This is a genomic window from Intrasporangium mesophilum (assembly GCF_054783095.1).
Map to the genome: position 1 here is coordinate 21,010 of NZ_BAAGRF010000010.1, position 16,210 is coordinate 37,219.

General features: G+C 70.3%; 16 protein-coding genes. 13 read left to right on the forward strand and 3 right to left on the reverse strand.

Translation table 11 applies throughout. The features are described from left to right. Positions 1 to 171 precede the first annotated feature (171 nt). The 10 genes from ACYVLP_RS09430 to gatB all read left to right on the forward strand — a co-directional run bounded on the left by ACYVLP_RS09430 (position 172) and on the right by gatB (position 10,771). Positions 172 to 1,848, forward strand: a complete 1,677-nt coding sequence (locus ACYVLP_RS09430) for an HNH endonuclease (protein ID WP_460627087.1) — start codon at positions 172 to 174, stop codon at positions 1,846 to 1,848. Between the two features lie 31 nt (positions 1,849 to 1,879). Beyond that, positions 1,880 to 2,074, forward strand: coding sequence for a hypothetical protein (locus ACYVLP_RS09435; RefSeq protein WP_460627088.1), 195 nt, complete (start codon positions 1,880 to 1,882; stop codon positions 2,072 to 2,074). 284 nt (positions 2,075 to 2,358) lie between these two features. Next, positions 2,359 to 3,114, forward strand: a complete 756-nt coding sequence (locus tag ACYVLP_RS09440) for an ABC transporter ATP-binding protein (RefSeq protein ID WP_460627089.1) — start codon at positions 2,359 to 2,361, stop codon at positions 3,112 to 3,114. Further along, a complete protein-coding gene (locus ACYVLP_RS09445; protein WP_460627090.1) occupies positions 3,107 to 3,871 on the forward strand; it encodes an ABC transporter ATP-binding protein in 765 nt (254 codons plus the stop codon). The genes ACYVLP_RS09440 and ACYVLP_RS09445 overlap by 8 nt, the downstream gene beginning before the upstream one ends. Before the next feature lie 85 nt (positions 3,872 to 3,956). Further along, positions 3,957 to 5,201: an ABC transporter substrate-binding protein gene (locus tag ACYVLP_RS09450; RefSeq protein WP_460627091.1), complete on the forward strand. Its 1,245-nt coding sequence runs from the start codon at positions 3,957 to 3,959 to the stop codon at positions 5,199 to 5,201. Positions 5,202 to 5,301: 100 nt separating this feature from the next. After that, positions 5,302 to 6,171, forward strand: coding sequence for a branched-chain amino acid ABC transporter permease (locus ACYVLP_RS09455; protein WP_460627092.1), 870 nt, complete (start codon positions 5,302 to 5,304; stop codon positions 6,169 to 6,171). Then, a complete protein-coding gene (locus tag ACYVLP_RS09460) occupies positions 6,168 to 7,184 on the forward strand; it encodes a branched-chain amino acid ABC transporter permease (protein ID WP_460627093.1) in 1,017 nt (338 codons plus the stop codon). The genes ACYVLP_RS09455 and ACYVLP_RS09460 overlap by 4 nt, the downstream gene beginning before the upstream one ends. A gap of 75 nt (positions 7,185 to 7,259) precedes the next feature. After that, positions 7,260 to 7,556, forward strand: coding sequence for an Asp-tRNA(Asn)/Glu-tRNA(Gln) amidotransferase subunit GatC (gatC, locus tag ACYVLP_RS09465; RefSeq protein WP_452268635.1), 297 nt, complete (start codon positions 7,260 to 7,262; stop codon positions 7,554 to 7,556). 130 nt (positions 7,557 to 7,686) lie between these two features. After that, positions 7,687 to 9,216 (forward strand): Asp-tRNA(Asn)/Glu-tRNA(Gln) amidotransferase subunit GatA, encoded by a 1,530-nt coding sequence (gene gatA / locus ACYVLP_RS09470; protein WP_460627290.1) that lies wholly within the window; start codon positions 7,687 to 7,689, stop codon positions 9,214 to 9,216. Position 9,217: 1 nt separating this feature from the next. Further along, positions 9,218 to 10,771: an Asp-tRNA(Asn)/Glu-tRNA(Gln) amidotransferase subunit GatB gene (gene gatB / locus ACYVLP_RS09475; RefSeq protein WP_460627094.1), complete on the forward strand. Its 1,554-nt coding sequence runs from the start codon at positions 9,218 to 9,220 to the stop codon at positions 10,769 to 10,771. Between the two features lie 64 nt (positions 10,772 to 10,835). Here gatB and ACYVLP_RS09480 read toward each other — a convergent pair whose 3' ends face one another. Together ACYVLP_RS09480 and ACYVLP_RS09485 are read right to left on the reverse strand one after the other, a co-directional pair. Then, a complete protein-coding gene (locus ACYVLP_RS09480) occupies positions 10,836 to 11,495 on the reverse strand; it encodes a DUF937 domain-containing protein (RefSeq protein ID WP_460627095.1) in 660 nt (219 codons plus the stop codon). A 116-nt stretch (positions 11,496 to 11,611) separates the two neighbouring features. Further along, the gene (locus tag ACYVLP_RS09485; RefSeq protein ID WP_460627096.1) at positions 11,612 to 12,796 is read right to left on the reverse strand and encodes a PQQ-dependent sugar dehydrogenase; all 1,185 of its coding nucleotides are present in this window, start codon (positions 12,794 to 12,796) and stop codon (positions 11,612 to 11,614) included. Positions 12,797 to 12,871: 75 nt separating this feature from the next. Here ACYVLP_RS09485 and ACYVLP_RS09490 point away from each other — a divergent pair, with 75 nt between their 5' ends. From ACYVLP_RS09490 to ACYVLP_RS09500, 3 genes are all read left to right on the forward strand, one after another. Beyond that, entirely contained in the window at positions 12,872 to 13,813 is a 942-nt protein-coding gene (locus tag ACYVLP_RS09490; protein ID WP_460627097.1) for a 2-hydroxyacid dehydrogenase, read from the forward strand. 95 nt (positions 13,814 to 13,908) lie between these two features. Next, entirely contained in the window at positions 13,909 to 14,991 is a 1,083-nt protein-coding gene (locus ACYVLP_RS09495; protein WP_460627098.1) for a WD40/YVTN/BNR-like repeat-containing protein, read from the forward strand. Between the two features lie 17 nt (positions 14,992 to 15,008). After that, positions 15,009 to 15,305, forward strand: a complete 297-nt coding sequence (locus ACYVLP_RS09500; RefSeq protein ID WP_452268629.1) for a MoaD/ThiS family protein — start codon at positions 15,009 to 15,011, stop codon at positions 15,303 to 15,305. Positions 15,306 to 15,514: 209 nt separating this feature from the next. On the opposite strand, the gene ACYVLP_RS09505 is transcribed toward ACYVLP_RS09500, so the two are convergent. Continuing rightward, a complete protein-coding gene (locus ACYVLP_RS09505; RefSeq protein ID WP_460627099.1) occupies positions 15,515 to 16,162 on the reverse strand; it encodes a TetR/AcrR family transcriptional regulator in 648 nt (215 codons plus the stop codon). Positions 16,163 to 16,210 lie beyond the last annotated feature (48 nt).

Consider the following 16,210-nt stretch of genomic DNA (forward strand, 5'->3'; position numbering starts at 1 on the left):
CACGGCATACGGCGGCCCCACCCCCGGGACGAGTGAGCGCGCCGCCACCCCAGCACCACGGCACACGGCAGCCCACCCCGGTACGCGATCCCCTTGCTTGTTTGCGTCGACGGGATTCGTGTTGTGGATGATGACTCGGCGGTGTCCTTGGCTGGCACTAGGATCGAACACATGTTCGAAGATGGAGCAGCGCTGGCGACCGGGGACCTGGGGTCCGTGGTCGAGGCGCTGTGCCGACTGGATGTGCGGGTCGATGATGCCGAGCGGGTCGACCAGCTGGGCATGCTGGAGCAGGTCAAGGCCGCCGCGGCGGCGGCGCAGGCTCGGGTTACGGCGGCGTTCGTGGACTCCCAGGCCGAGGCGGCCCAGGCCTGGCGAGCGCGGGCGCGGGAATGCTCGGCGGCGGGTGACTTCGAGGGGTGGCGTGCGGCGCGGGAGCAGGCGGACCGGGCCACGTTCTGGCCGGCCGAGCCGGCCGAGCCGGCCGAGGGCCGCGCCGGGGAGAGTGGGCCAGGGAGCCGCAGGCGGGCTCGGGTGGGCAGGAACGGTGTGTCAGCCCAGGTGGCGTTGGCCCGCCGGATGTCGCCGGCGCAGGGCTCGCAGCAGGTGGTGTTCGCGCTGCGGCTGGTGCGCGAGATGCCGCACACGCTGGCGGCGCTGGAGGCGGGGCTGATCAGCGAGTGGCGGGCGATGATCATCGCCCGGGAGACCGCCGAGCTGGATCCGGCCCACCGACGCCTGGTCGATGTGGAGATCGCTGGGCGCCTCGGGGCGCGGCTGGGGTTGCTGGGGAACAGAGAGCTGGTTCGTCGGGTGCGTGCGGTGGCCTATCAGCTGGACCCGGGTTCGGTGCTGGCCCGCTCGGCGCGGGCGCAGTCCGAGCGGCGGGTCACGATTCGGCCGGCTCCCGACACGATGGCGTATCTGAGCGCCTTGCTGCCGGTGGCGCAGGCGGTGGCAGCGCACGCCGCGTTGACCGCGGCGGCGGACTCGGCCCGGGCCATGGGTGACGGGCGCGGCAAGGGTCAGGTGATGGCCGATGAGCTGGTCATGCGGGTGACCGGGCAGGCGCGGGCGCAGGATGTGCCGGTCGAGGTGCAGCTGGTGATGACCGACCGGGCGTTGTTCGCCGGTGATGACCGTCCGGCGCAGCTGACCGGATATGGCACGGTCCCGGCAGGGTGGGCGCGGGAGCTGCTCGCCGCGCCCACCGACGCCGCGCCCGCCATCCCTGCATCCTCCGATGTCGTGACCTGCGAGGCTGTGCCTTCCGGGGCAGCGGTGAGCGGGCAGGCGCCCACAAATCCTGCCGTCGACGCCCGCGACAGTGACGGCGCCGTCGGAGAGGAACGTGCCGAGACTGGGGTCCATGGCGACGTCGAAGGGTCTCGGGCCCGGATTTGGCTGCGCCGGCTCTACAGCGACCCGAGCGGAACCGAACTGGTCGCGATGGATTCGGCCCGGCGCACGTTCGACGGCGGGCTGCGCCGCTACCTGGTCGCGCGGGACGCGGCGACCTGCCGGACGCCATGGTGCGACGCACCGGTGCGGCACCTCGACCACGTCCATGATCACGCCCTGGGAGGGCCGACCAGCGCCGACAACGGCCAAGGGCTGTGCGTGCGCTGCAATCACCTCAAGCAGCTACCCGGCTGGTCGGCCGCCATAGCACCGGCCTCGCGGGGAGGACCCGCCGGCCAGGCCAGGCGCCCCGTACACACCGTGGTCACGACCACTCCCACCGGGCACCAGTACGCCTCGCAGGCGCCCCCGCTGTTGCCTGGCCTCACGCTCGACCCGCGCAACCGCATCGAGCTCTACCTCGCCCAGCTCCTTTACGTCGCCTGAGCTTCCGATCGGCGTGCGGCACGATGGGTTGATGTCGGTTCAGCGACTTGGCGAGGACCGAGCGGCCCGGTGGCGCTCTGCGCCACTGACCTACCCGTCGGACGAGCTCGCGGGCGGATCCGTGCCGCACGGGTACCGGCGGCTGGAATGCACAGTGGACCGGCTCACTCGAGCAGCGCAGGCAATCGCGACCCGGCGCTACCTGACCGCCCTCGACCGCCTCTGACCGGCTCGATCGCCTCTGACCGTCTCTGACCGCCGGGCACCGGATCGGGCCGGGGTTGTGACCGGGTCGTAACCGGGGCCAGACCCGTCTGTGACCCGGCGGCTGGTCGCCGGACCGGGCATGTGGCGGGCCCCTATAGCCACGCCCGAGATGTGTGGGACCCACCCGTCTTCTGACGGTTTGCCCTCCCTAGGCTTTCCCGAAGTCGAGACCCGAGACTCCACGCCGCTCGTGGCGTGGAGGTCGAGGGGACACGAGGCACGAAGCACGAGGAGGTGCACGTCTTGGCGGGTACGCCGTTGCTGGAGACCCGGTCGCTGACCAAGGAGTTCCGCGGATTCCGGGCCGTCTCTGACGTGAACCTGTCGGTGGCGGCCGGCACCGTCCACGCGCTCGTCGGTCCGAACGGCGCTGGCAAGACGACGCTGTTCAACCTGCTCACCGGCTTTCTCACCCCATCGTCCGGCTCGGTCCTGTTCGACGGGCGCGACATCACCGGGAAGGCCCCTGAGCAGATCGCACCCCTCGGGATCGCGCGCTCGTTCCAGATCACCAGCCTGTTCGACGCGATGACCCTGCGGGAGCATCTCGAGCTCGCCCTCGCCAGCCCGACCGGCATGGGGAACCAGTGGTGGCGATCCGTCACCCGACTGGCCGTCTTCAAGGACCGGGCCATGGGCCTGCTCGAGCAGGTCGGCCTGGCCGACCGAGCGGGTGCTCCGGCCTCGTCGCTCGCCTATGGCCAGAAGCGCGCCCTCGAGCTCGCCATCGCCATGGCTCTCGACCCCAAGCTGCTGCTGCTCGACGAGCCGACGGCGGGGATGGGTATCGAGGACGTCGACCGCACCATCGCCCTCGTGCGGCAGATCGCCACCGGACGCACGGTGGTCTTCGTCGACCACAACATGCACGTCGTCGGGTCGCTCGCGGACCACGTCACCGTGCTGCAGTCCGGCCAGATCCTGGCCGAGGGGCCCTACGACCAGGTTCGCGACGACGAGCGGGTCATCGCGGCATACCTCGGAGCAGCACATGAGTGACGAGTCGACCACCGCGACGCTCGCGTCGGGCAGCGCCGCAGCCAAGGCCGAGCACACGACCGGGATGCTGCGAGTCTCCGGCCTCTCGGCGTGGTACGGCGAGGCCCGAGCGCTGACGGACGTGTCGATCGAGGTCGGCGAAGGCGAGGTCGTCACGCTCGTCGGGCGCAACGGCGCCGGCAAGACGACACTGCTCCGCTCGGTCATGGGCCTGCACCGACAGGTCCAGGGCACCGTCGGGTTCGGCGGGGCCGACCTCACCCTGGCCTCGGCCGACGCCCGGGCCCGCGCGGGCATCGGCTGGGTGCCGGATGACCGCGGGATCTACGCGAGCCTCACCGTTGCCGAGAACCTGCTGCTGCCCCCAGTGGTCCACCAGGATGCGTGGTCGCTCGATCGGATCTACGAGTTCTTCCCCGTGCTGCACGAACGGCGGGACTTTGCCGGCACCAAGCTGTCCGGCGGCGAGCAGCAGATGCTCGCGATGGCCAGGGTCCTGCGGATGGGGTCGCGTCTGCTGCTTCTGGACGAGCCGAGCGAGGGTCTGGCCCCCGTCATCGTGCAGCGCATCGGCGACATCATCCGCGAGATCAAGAGTCAGGGGGTCGGCGTCCTGCTCGTCGAGCAGAACGTGAGGTTCGCCTCGACCGTCGCCGACCGGCACTACCTGCTGGCGCAGGGCAGGGTCGTCGAGCACCTCGGCAACGACGACTTCTCGGCTCGCACCAGCGAGCTGCTCACCTATCTCGGGATGTAAGGCACCCGGCCCTCCTGCCCGAGCCGCGGGCCGGCGGACCACCGACACCGGAACACCAGCTCATTCAGGCAACCCAGGAGGGTTCATGCGTAGCAGGAACATCATTGCGCCGGTCGCCATCGCGACGTCGGCCTCGCTCGCGCTCGCCGCGTGCGGCGGTGCCGGCGGCCCGCAGTCCGCAGGCTCGGGCGCCCTGTCCGACGGAAAGGTCGTCATCGGGCTGCTCAACGACCAGTCCGGCGTGTACAAGGACCTGTCCGGTCCGAACTCGAAGGTCGCCATCCAGCTCGCGATCGACGACTACAAGGCCAAGTACGGCGACAAGGCCGTCGCGAAAGACATCGAGATCGTCACCGCCGACCACCAGAACAAGGCCGACATCGCGAACTCCAAGGCGCAGGAGATGTACGACCGCCAGAAGGCTGATGTCATCCTCGACGTGCCGAACTCCGCCGCCGCGCTCGCCGTGGCCACCCAGGCCGCCAACAAGAAGAAGCTCTACATCAACATCGGCGCGGGCACGACCGCCCTCACTGGCGACAAGTGCAACAAGTACACGTTCCACTGGGCCTACAACACGGCGGTCCTCGCCCGAGGCACCGCCGGCACCATCACCAAAGAAGGTGGCACCTCCTGGAACATCGTCTACCCCGACTACGCCTTCGGGCAGGACATGAACAAGTCCTTCACCAAGGAGGTCACCGCCGCGGGCGGCACGGTCGGCCAGTCGATCGCCTCGCCTTTCCCGAGCGACAACTTCGCGACCTTCATCACCAAGGCCGGCGAGGGCAGCCCCAAGGTGATCGGCTCGATGCACGCGGGCGGTGACCTCATCAACTTCGTCAAGCAGTTCAACCAGAGCCCGCTCAAGGGCCAGGTCCAGCTCGCGGTCGGCCTGATGTTCATCACCGACATCCACTCGCTCGGGGTGGACCAGTTCGCCGGGACCCAGTTCACCGACGCGTGGTACTGGAACTACGACGCGCAGAACAAGGCCTGGGCGGACCGCTTCAAGGAGAAGACAAACACCCGTCCGTCGTTCGCCCACGCCGCCAACTACTCGGCCGCCATGAACTACCTCGAGGCGGTGCAGGAGGCGGGGAGCGACAACGCCGACGACGTTGTCGCCAAGCTGGAGGGCAAGAAGATCAACGACGTGTTCCTGCGCAACGGCGAGGTCCGCAAGGCCGACCACGCCGTCATCCACGACGTGTACCTCGCCAAGGTGAAGGCCTCCGCGCCCGAGGAGTGGGACTACGAGGACATCGTCAAGACGATCCCGGCTGCCGAGGCCTACGGCGACCCGAACCCCGCCTGCACGCACTCCTGAGCCAGCCAAGGACAGACCCAGCCTGTATGCCGTCCGGCGCGTTCGGTCACACGCGCGCCGGGCGGCATACGGGGACCGTCCCCGACACGAGCGAAGCGACATGAGCGAACTCATCCAGTACACCCTGCAGGGCCTCGCGGCCGGCGGCTTCTACGCGCTGTCGGCGCTCGGGCTCGCCGTCATCTTCGGCGTGCTCGGCGTCGTGAACTTCTCGCACGGCGCCTGCTACATGCTCGGCGCCGTGCTGTCCGCGGTGCTCCTGGCCGAGCTCCACCTCGGGTTCTGGACAGCGCTCGTGGTGGTCCCGGTGATCATGTTCCTCTTCGGGGTGCTCATGGAGCGGCTGCTCGTACGGTGGCTGCTGCCGCTGGACCCGCTGTACAACTTCCTGCTCACCTTCGGGCTGACCCTGATCCTCGTCGAGGTGGTGAAGCTGAGGTACGGCGTCTCCGGGCTGCCGTACCAGATCCCCGCGGGCCTCGGCGGGCAGGTGACGGTCGGCAGCGTGAACCTGTCGGTGTACGCGATCTTCGCCTGCGTCTTCTCCGTCATCGTCTGCCTCGCCGTCGGGCTCGTGCTCACCCGGACCCGCGTCGGCATGATCGTGCGCGCCGCGACCGAGGCACCCGAACGGACCCGCGCGCTCGGCATCAACGTCGGACGCTGGGTCACGCCGGTCTTCGGCTTCGGCATCGCGCTCGCGGGCCTAGCCGGCGTCCTGGCCGCACCCACCCGCGCGATCACCGCCGAGATGGGGAGCAACTTCATCATCATCCTGTTCGCCGTGGTCGTCATCGGCGGCCTCGGCTCGATCCTCGGAGCCGTTGTCGGCGGGTTCCTTGTCGGTCTCGTCGAGGCGTACGGCATCGCCTACGCCCCGGCATACGCCCAGATCGTCATCTTCGTGCTGATGGCAGCTGTCGTGCTCGTCAGGCCGTCGGGCCTGTTCGGACGGGAGGAGGTCGCATGAGCGAGCAGCTGACCGCCAAGGTCGACGTCGACCTGGCCGAGCCCTCGATCCTGTCGCGACGCAACCCGCTGCGCTACGTGCTGCTGCTCGGCGGGCTGGCCGTGCTGGTGCTGCTGCCGTACTGGGTCTACCCGCCGGTCGCGATGGACATCCTCTGCTGGGGGCTGTTCGCCATCAGCGTCGACCTGCTGCTGGGCTTCACCGGGCTGCTCAGCTTCGGGCACTCCGCCTTCTGGGGCGGGTCGGCGTACTGCACCGGGCTCATCGCGATCCACTGGGGCGTGCCGTTCCCGGTCGCGGTGCTCGGCGGGGCCGTCTTCGCGATGCTCATCGCCTGGCCGATCGGCTACCTGTCGGTCCGGCGCACCGGCATCTACTTCGCGATGGTCACGCTCGCGTTCGCCCAGATGATCTACTTCATCGCCAACCAGGCCCGGGACCTCACCGGGGGCGAGAACGGCCTTCAGGGGATCCCCAGGAACTTCTTCGGGATCGAGGCGGTCGAGACCGACTCCTTCTACTTCTACTACGCGGGCGCCGCGCTCATCCTCGTCGGGATCCTCGTGGCCTGGCGGGTGGTCAGCTCCCCGTTCGGCCGCGTCCTGGTGGCCGTGCGGGACAACCCGGCCCGCGCTCGGGCGCTGGGCTACGACGTCGAGCGGTTCAAGATCAAGGCGTTCGTCATCTCGGCCGGGCTCGCGGGTCTCGCCGGTGGGGTGTTCGCTGTCGGCCACGGCTTCGCCTCGCTGCAGGAGCTCGCGTGGACGACGTCGGGCAAGGTCGTGCTCATCACGGTGCTCGGTGGCATCGGCACCCTCTGGGGTGGCCTCGTCGGCGCCGCGGTCGTGGTGACCCTCGAGGACTATCTCGCGAGCTCCGGCTTCGAGGGCATCGGGCTCATCACCGGCACGATCTTCGTCGTCATCGTGCTGCTGTTCCGGCACGGCATCTGGGGCACCGGCCGGAACGTGGTCCGGCGCTTCGTGCTCGACCGGCGGCGGAGCCGCGACTGACCGCGTCCGAAAGCCGGCCCGTGGGCGTGGCGGGCGAGGTCCGGGGCAGCGTGGTCGACCCATAGACTGGCCCGCATGTCATCCCTCACCCGCGACGACGTCGCCCACCTCGCCGGCCTCGCCCGCATCGCGTTGTCCGACGCCGAGCTCGACCGCATGGTCGGCGAGCTCGGGGTGATCCTGGAGTCCGTGGAGAAGGTCCAGCAGGCGCCCACCGAGGGCGTGGCGCCGATGTCGCACCCGATGCCGCTGACCAACGTGACGCGGCCCGACGTGGTCCGCCCGACGCTCGGCACCGAGGCGGCGCTCTCGGGAGCGCCTGAGTCCGAGCAGCAGCGTTTCTCCGTGCCGCGGATCCTCGACGAGGACTGACCAGCCGCCCAGCCCCCGCCGCGTATGCCGCGTGGCCGGCCACCCGGCATACCGGCGACACTGCCCTCGAGCGGGCACCCGACGAACCCCCTGCAGCAGAACGACGACGAAGGCAACTGACGTGAGCGACCTGCCAACCGACCTGACCCGGGCCACCGCCGCCGACCTCGCGGACGCCCTCGCGACCAAGGCGATCTCCTCGGTCGAGGCGACCCAGGCCCATCTCGACCGCATCGCGGCCGTCGACGGCCAGGTGCACTCGTACCTCTACGTCGATGCCGAGGGTGCGCTCGCGCAGGCGCGTGCGGTCGACCAGCGCCGCAGCGCCGGCGAGGCCCTCGGTGCGCTCGCGGGCGTCCCGATCGCCGTGAAGGACGTCATGGCGACCAAGGGCATCCCGACGACGTGCGGCAGCAAGATCCTGGAGGGCTGGATCCCGCCCTACGACGCGACCGTCGTCGCGAAGCTGCGGGAGGCCGGGCTGCCGATCCTCGGCAAGACGAACATGGACGAGTTCGCCATGGGTAGCTCGACGGAGCACTCCGCCTACGGTCCGTCGCGCAACCCGTGGGACCTCGAGCGCATCCCGGGTGGGTCCGGTGGTGGGTCCAGCTCGGTGGTCGCGTCGTTCCAGGCGCCCCTGGCCACCGGCACCGACACGGGCGGCTCGATCCGGCAGCCGGCCGCAGTGACGGGCACGGTCGGGACCAAGCCGACCTACGGCGGGGTGTCCCGCTATGGCCTCGTCGCCCTCGCGAGCTCGCTCGACCAGGCCGGCCCCTGCGCGCGCACGGTGCTCGACACCGCACTGCTGCATGCCGTGATGGGCGGGCACGACCCGATGGACTCCACGTCGATCGACGCGCCGGTGCCTCCTGTCGTCGAGGCCGCGCGCGCTGCCGACGTGCGTGGGATGAGGATCGGTGTCGTCAAGGAGCTCGGTGGCGAGGGCTACCAGGCCGGCGTCCGGTCGCGCTTCGAGGAGTCGGTGGCGCTGCTCGAGGAGCTCGGCGCCGAGGTCGTCGAGGTCAGCTGCCCGAACTTCGACTATGCGCTCGCCGCCTACTACCTGATCCTGCCGAGCGAGGCGAGCTCCAACCTCGCCAAGTTCGACGCGATGCGCTACGGCCTCCGAGTGCTGCCCGACGGGATCGACTCGCCCAGTGCCGAGCAGGTCATGAACGCCACGCGCGATGCCGGCTTTGGTCCGGAGGTCAAGCGCCGCATCATCCTCGGCACCTACGCCCTGAGCTCCGGCTACTACGACGCCTACTACGGCTCGGCCCAGAAGGTGCGAGCTCTCATCGCCCAGGACTTCGCCAACGCCTTCGAGAAGGTCGACGTCCTCGTCAGCCCGACCGCGCCGACGACGGCGTTCAAGCTCGGCGACAAGCTCGAGGACCCGATGGCGATGTACCTCAACGACATCGCGACGATCCCGGCCAACCTCGCGGGTGTCCCAGGCATGTCGCTGCCGTCGGGACTGGCGCAGGAGGACGGCCTGCCGGTGGGCATCCAGGTGCTCGCTCCTGCGACCAAGGACGAGCGGCTCTACTCGGTCGGCGCTGCGCTGGAGGCCGCGCTCGTCGACCGCTGGGGCGGCCCGATCCTCGACCGCGCGCCAGAGCTGGGTGCCGCCACGACCGCGAAGGGAGCCTGACATGACCGCCGTCACGACCGACCAGGTCATGGACTACGACGAGGCCGTCTCGAAGTTCGACCCGGTCATGGGTCTCGAGGTCCACGTCGAGCTGCACACGACCACGAAGATGTTCTGCGGCTGCCCCACCGTCTTCGGGGCCGAGCCGAACTCGCAGGTGTGCCCGGTGTGCCTCGGCCTGCCGGGTGCCCTCCCGGTCGTCAACGAGAAGGCGGTCGAGTCCGCGATCCGGATCGGCCTGGCGCTGAACTGCGAGATCGCCGGCTGGTGCCGGTTCGCCCGGAAGAACTACTTCTACCCGGACATGCCGAAGAACTTCCAGACCTCGCAGTACGACGAGCCGATCGCCTTCAACGGGTACCTCGACGTCGAGCTCGAGGACGGCACGGTGCACCGCATCGCGATCGAGCGTGCCCACATGGAGGAGGACACCGGCAAGTCGCTCCACGTTGGTGGCGCGACCGGTCGCATCCACGGTGCCGAGTACTCCCTCGTCGACTACAACCGCGCCGGCATCCCGCTCATCGAGATCGTCACCAAGCCCATCGTGGGCACGGGGGAGCGGGCGCCCGAGGTCGCTCGCGCGTACGTGTCCGCCCTGCGTGACCTGATGCGCGCCCTGGATGTCAGCGACGTCAAGATGGAGCAGGGCTCGATGCGCTGCGACGCGAACGTGTCACTGCGGGTCAAGGTCGGCGACGACCCGACCGGTGCCGAGCAGCTGGCCGTCCCGCTCGGCACTCGCACGGAGACCAAGAACGTCAACTCGCTGCGGTCCGTCGAGCGAGCGGTGCGCTACGAGATCTCGCGCCACGCCGCGATCCTCGACGCCGGCGGCTCGATCCTGCAGGAGACACGGCACTGGCACGAGGACACCGGCGTCACGACGTCGGGCCGCGAGAAGTCCGACGCGGAGGACTACCGCTACTTCCCGGAGCCCGACCTGGTGCCGGTCGCGCCCGCGAGCGACTGGGTCGAGCAGCTGCGGTCGACCCTGCCGGAGAACCCTGCCGTCCGGCGCAAGCGCCTCCAGTCCGACTGGGGCTACAGCGATCTCGAGATGCGCGACGTCGTCAACGCGGGCGCAGTCGAGCTCATCGAGGAGACCGTTGCGGCCGGGGCGAGCGCTGCTGCGGCGAAGAAGTGGTGGCTCGGTGAGCCGTCCCGCCGTGCGAACGCCGAGGGCCAGGACATCGTCACGTATGCCGCCGGGCTGGGTCTGACACCCGCGGCCATCGCCGAGCTCGACGGCCTCGTCACCTCGGGACGCCTCAACGACTCGATGGCTCGGCAGGTGCTCGACGGCGTGCTCGGCGGCGAGGGCTCGCCCACGGCCGTCGCGGACGCTCGCGGTCTGGAGCTCGTGCAGGACGACAGCGCGCTCGAGGCCGCCGTCGACACGGTCATCGCGGCGAACCCCGATGTGGCCGAGAAGATCCGCGCGGGCAAGGTCCAGGCGGCCGGCGCCCTCATCGGTCAGGTGATGCGGGAGATGAAGGGCCAGGCCGACGCCGGCAAGGCCCGCGAGCTCATCCTGGCCAAGCTCACCAGCTGACGTGCTGACCAGCTGACCGTGCTCCGTCGGCGCCGAGTCACCGCGGCGCCGACGGAGCGGGCTTTCAGCGCTTGCCGCCGCCCAGGAGGCCGCCGAGCAGGCCGCCGAGGATGTCGCCCGCGCCACCTCCCGACCCGCCCGAGCCGCCGGCTGCGCCACCGAGCACCTGCCCGAGGATGTCCTGGAGCGGGTTGGACGACCCGCCGGCGCTCGGCGACTGGACCGGTCCGCTGTCGGCGCCTTGGCCGCCCGGGAACAGCGGGCCGGTGTCGGTCTGGGTCTGTCCGCCGGCCGACCCGCCGCCGAGCACGCTCCCGAGGCCGCCCGATCCGATCTTGTTGGCCAGCCACGACATCACGATCGGGGCGAGCAGCGGCAGGAGCTTCTGCACGAGGCCGCCCATGCCGCTACCGGACCCGCCCGAGCCCAGGCCGCCGAGCTGGTTCACGACCCGGTCGGTGTTGCCGCCGAAGATGTTTCCGACGATCGCCTGTCCGTCGTTCTCGTCGATGTCCCCGAGGGTCGACACCGGTGCCTGATGGTCGGACAGCGCTGCCATGAGCGAGCTGGCACCGGCTGGGTCCGAGGCGTTCGCCTGGAGCCCGCCGAGCAGGGCCGGCAGCGCACTCTCGACGGCCTGCTGCACCTCGCTGCGGTCCACCCCGAGCTGTGCGGCCAGCTCGTCGATCGGAACCTGGTTGAGAATCTCGTCGTACTCCGTCATGCGCTCGTCCCCTTCTTCCGAGTACGCGGCTTGGCTGCCGCACGGCTACACGCTAGCCACATCGGGCGGGCCCGGCTCAGACCTGGCGCCGGGGTGGCTCGCAAGGCCGTGGAGGCTCAGCCGGCGCGAACGCCGACAGCGGCGACCGGCAGGGACAGCAGGCGGTCGTCGCTGCCGTTGCTCGTGAGGATCCAGGCCCGCCCGCCGACGAACTTGATGTCGCGGATCCGGCCGTAGACCCCCTCGAGGTGACGGGTCGGCGTGCCTGCGGTGCCGTCGGCGTTGAGCGGCACTCGCCACACCGACTGTCCGCGAAGCGCGGCCATGTAGACGGCGCCGTCGGGTCCGATGTCGATGCCGCTCGGCGACATGTCGGATGTCGGCCACTGGGCGACCGGGTCGACGAACTCGGGGTTGTCGACCTTGCCTTCCGCGGTCGGCCACCCGTAGTTGTCGCCGGCGTGGATGAGGTTGAGCTCGTCCCACGTGCTGGCTCCGAACTCGCTGGCCCACAAGCGTTTCCGGCTGTCCCATGCGAGACCTTGGACGTTGCGGTGGCCATAGGACCAGATCGCCGAGCCGCCGAACGGGTTGCCGGGGGCCGGTGCGCCTTCCGGGGTGATCCGCAGGATCTTGCCGCCGAGCGACCCGAGGTTCTGCGACAGGGAGGTGTCGCCAGCCTCGCCGGTGCCGATGTAGAGGTAGCCGTCGGGCCCGAAGGCGATCCGGCCGCCGTTGTGGTTGATCCCTCGCGGGATGCCGGAGAAGACGACGTTCGGGTCGCCGATGCTGTCACCCCGCCACGGCACGGCCGCGACTCGGTTGTCGCTGTCGGTCGAGTAGTAGGCATAGAAGACGGGGTTGGCGTCGAAGTCGGCGGGCACTGCAAGCCCGAGCAGACCCCCTTCGCCCTCCGTGCGTTGGATCGGGAGCCTCCCCACGACCCGGGGCGCGCCCGTGGTCCCGGGCTTCGGTACGTGGTAGATCCGGCCGGTGTTTCGCTCGCTGACGAGGGCCGTGCCGTCGGGCAGGACGGCGATCGACCACGGCACGTCGAGGCTCCCGAGCAGCGTGACGGGTCCGGCCGGCTGCGGCGCGGCGCCGCCGGAGCTCGGCGGGACCGAGGCTGTCGGGGAGCCCGTGGCCGGGATCGTTCCTGAGGCCGTCGCGGTCGCCGGCGCGGTGGTGCCGGAGCTCTGAGAGTCGTCAGGTCCATCGGACGTGCACCCCGCCAGGAGCAGCGCGGCCGCACACCCGCCGCTCGCGAGGGCGCGGCGGACCGATCGGGAGGGGTGCGGCATACCTCATTGTGTCCCATGGCTGCCCGCGAACGGGGCCGCCGCCGCCTCGGTCTCCGCGCTCGCTAGCGTGTTCGCATGACTCGCCAGCCGCTTGTCGTTTCCGTGCCCGAGCCCGACTATGCCGCGTCGCTCGCGGACCTCGACGGCGCCGACGTGATCGTGTGGGACATGGCGTCTCGGCACTCCCGAGGAGCGGAGATCCAGCTTGCGGTCGTGCCGTACATGACACAGCTGCGAATGCCGGACATCACGCCCGGGCTCGAGTCGCTGCAGGCGGTCCAGATCCAGAGTGCCGGCTACGAGCAGTTCGTCGACGGGCTGCCCGACGGTGTGCTGCTCTGCAACGCGGCGGGTGTCCACGACGCCTCGACGGCCGAGCTCGCGGTGGCGCTCACCCTGGCTTCGGTCAGGGAGCTCCCGGAGCTGCTTGCGGCACAAGCTGACTCGCGTTGGGAGCCACTGACGATCCGCCCGTCGCTGGCCGACCGCTCCGTCCTCGTCGTCGGCTACGGCCGGATCGGCCGGGCGATAGCACGGCGTCTCCAGCCCTTCGAGGTGACCGTCGCTGCGGTCGCGTCGAAGGCCAGGCCCGGCGACGGCCTCGTCGATCAGGTGCACGGCATCGACGAGCTGCCGGACCTGGTCGGCCAGCACGACGTCGTCGTCGTGATCGTCCCGCTGACTGAATCGACGCGACGGCTGGTCGACGCCGACCTGCTCGGCCGGATGCGCGACGGCGCGCTGCTCGTCAACGTCTCGCGGGGGGCGGTGGTCGACACCGAAGCACTGGCGGCGGCATGTGCCACGGGCCGGCTGCGCGCCGCGCTCGATGTGACGGATCCCGAGCCGCTGCCTGCCGGTCATCCGCTGTGGACCACCCCAGGGGTGATCATCACGCCGCACATCGGGGGAGCGACGCAGGCGATGCGACCACGTGCCAAGGCGCTGGTCCGGCGGCAGGTAGAGGCCATGCTCGCCGGGAGCCCGCTCGACAACGTCGTCGCCGGAGGGTCCTGACCCGGTCCCGGTGCAGCCCGCACGCCATCACGAACCGGCGACCTGGCAACGCGGCATACCTTGTCAGTGTCAGTGGCCTAGTGGACACTGTCAACATGACCGAGACCATCGTTGCCATTGGCACCCGCAAAGGGCTCTGGATCGCTCGCAGCAACGACCGGCAGGAGTGGTCCGTCGAGGGTCCGCACTTCCTCATGAGCGAGGTCGCGTCGGTCGCGATCGACACGCGCGAGGGCCGCTCGACCATCCTCGCCGGCGTCAAGTCCTGGCACTGGGGCCCCACCGTGCAGGCGAGCACCGACGGCGGCCGCACGTGGACCGAGAGCGCCGAGCGTGCGGTCGCGTTCCCGTCCGACACCGACACCGCGCTGGAGCGCATCTGGCAGCTCGCCCCCGACCCCAACGACTCCGATGTCGTCTGGGCGGGCGTCGAGCCGCACGCGCTGTTCAAGAGCACCGACCGCGGGGAGAAGTACGAGCTCGTCCGCGGGCTGTGGGACCACCCGCACCGGCCCACGTGGGAGCCCGGCTTCGGTGGGGGTGCGGTGCACACGATCGTGCCGGAGCCCGGCCACCCGGAGAACCTCCTCGTCGCGATGAGCGCCGGCGGGGTCTACCGCTCGGGCGACTCCGGGGCGACCTGGGAGCCCAGCAACCCGGGGATTCGTGCCGGGTTCAACCCCGAGAACGAGTACCCGGAGTACGGCCAGTGCGTGCACAAGGTCGCGCGCGGACAGGCTGACGGGGAGCTCTTCGCCCAGAACCACAACGGCGTCTACCGGTCGGCCGACAACGGCCGCAGCTGGCAGTCGATCGCGGACGGCCTGCCCACCGACTTCGGGTTCACGATCCTCGCCCACCCACGCAAGCCCGGCGTCGTGTGGGTGGTGCCCGTGGCCGACTCCGGCGAGCGCATCCCGCCGGGTGCTCAGCTGCAGGTCCAGCGCTCCGACGACTCGGGCGCGACCTGGCACCAGCAGGACAAGGGCCTGCCGGACCACAGCTACACCTGCGTGCTGCGCGACGCCGCGGCACTCGACGACCACGACCCGGTCGGTGTCTACGTCGGCACCCGCAACGGCGACGTCTTCGCCTCGGCCGACGAGGGTGAGTCGTTCCAGCGGGTTGCCACTCAGCTGCCCGACGTCCTGGTGGTCCGCGCCGCCCAGATCGCCTGAGGCGCAAGGGGTTTCGTATGCCGTCCGCTCCCGTCCGGCTGATCCTGCCGGGAATGCTTCGCGACCTTGTGGGTGGCGTGGCCGAGATCGAGGTCGAGTCGCCGAGCGACGAGCAGACCGTCGCCCAGGTGCTCGACCGCGCTTTCTCCGAGCACCGGATCCTCGACGGGAAGGTCCGCGACGAGCGCGGCCAGATCCGGCGTCACGTGAAGATCTTCGTCAATGGCGAGGATGCGACACGCGGCGCCGGGGTCGCGACTCCGGTCCCCGCAGGAGCCCGGGTCCACATCATCAACGCCGTCTCCGGCGGCTGACCCCGCACCCAGAGCGCGGGTGACGCCCCCGGCCCCAGTCGAGTGACCGCCCCGTCCCAGTCGAGTGAGCGCCCCGTCCCATCCGCCCTAGCCGAGTCCCCCCGTCCCAGTCGAGTGAGCGCTCGGTCACTCCTATCACTGAGCCGTGGGGGTGCGCGTGGGGCTGGTGTGACGGGGTGCTCACTCGACGGAGGGGGCAGCGTCTGCGCTCAGGGGTCGAGGCCGAGCAGGACCGGAAGGACGGTCCGTTCGAGCTCCCCTGCGGCGAGCGAGCGCGGCTCGATGAGCCGCTGGGTGATCGAGCCGTGCACGAGTGACACGGCGGCCCGAACGAAGATCTGGGTCGGCATCGGCAGGGTGATGCCCTGCCGCGCGACCGCCTCGTCGACGACGGCGACGAGCTCGTCCCTGATACGGCGCTGCTGGGCCGCCCACGACCGCCTGGCCGCAGCGTCGCGGATGGCATGCAGCGTGAACTCCGTGGTGAGCACGAACCACTGATCCCGGCTCTGGCCGTCACCGGAGATCGCCGCGAAGACGTCTCGTAGGACGTCCTGGGCGCTGGCGCTCTCGCGACTGCTCGCCTCGCGCACCCGTTCGACGAGCGCTTCGGACTGGCGGGTGGAGAGCTCGACGACGAGGTCGTCCTTCGACGAGAAGTTCGAGTAGAAGGCGCCGCGGGTGAAGCCTGCGCGGTCGCAGATGTCCTCGACGCTCGCACCGTGGAAGCCACGCTCGGCGAAGACCTCGCTCGCTGCGTCGAGCAGCCGCTCGCGAGTGGCGCGACGACGTGCCGTGATGCGTGTCGGTCGAGACGTGCGGGGGTCTGCGGGTGGGGGAGGCGTCGGACGCGGCATACGTCACACGATACAACCTCGAATTGAATACGACCATGTATTGGATGC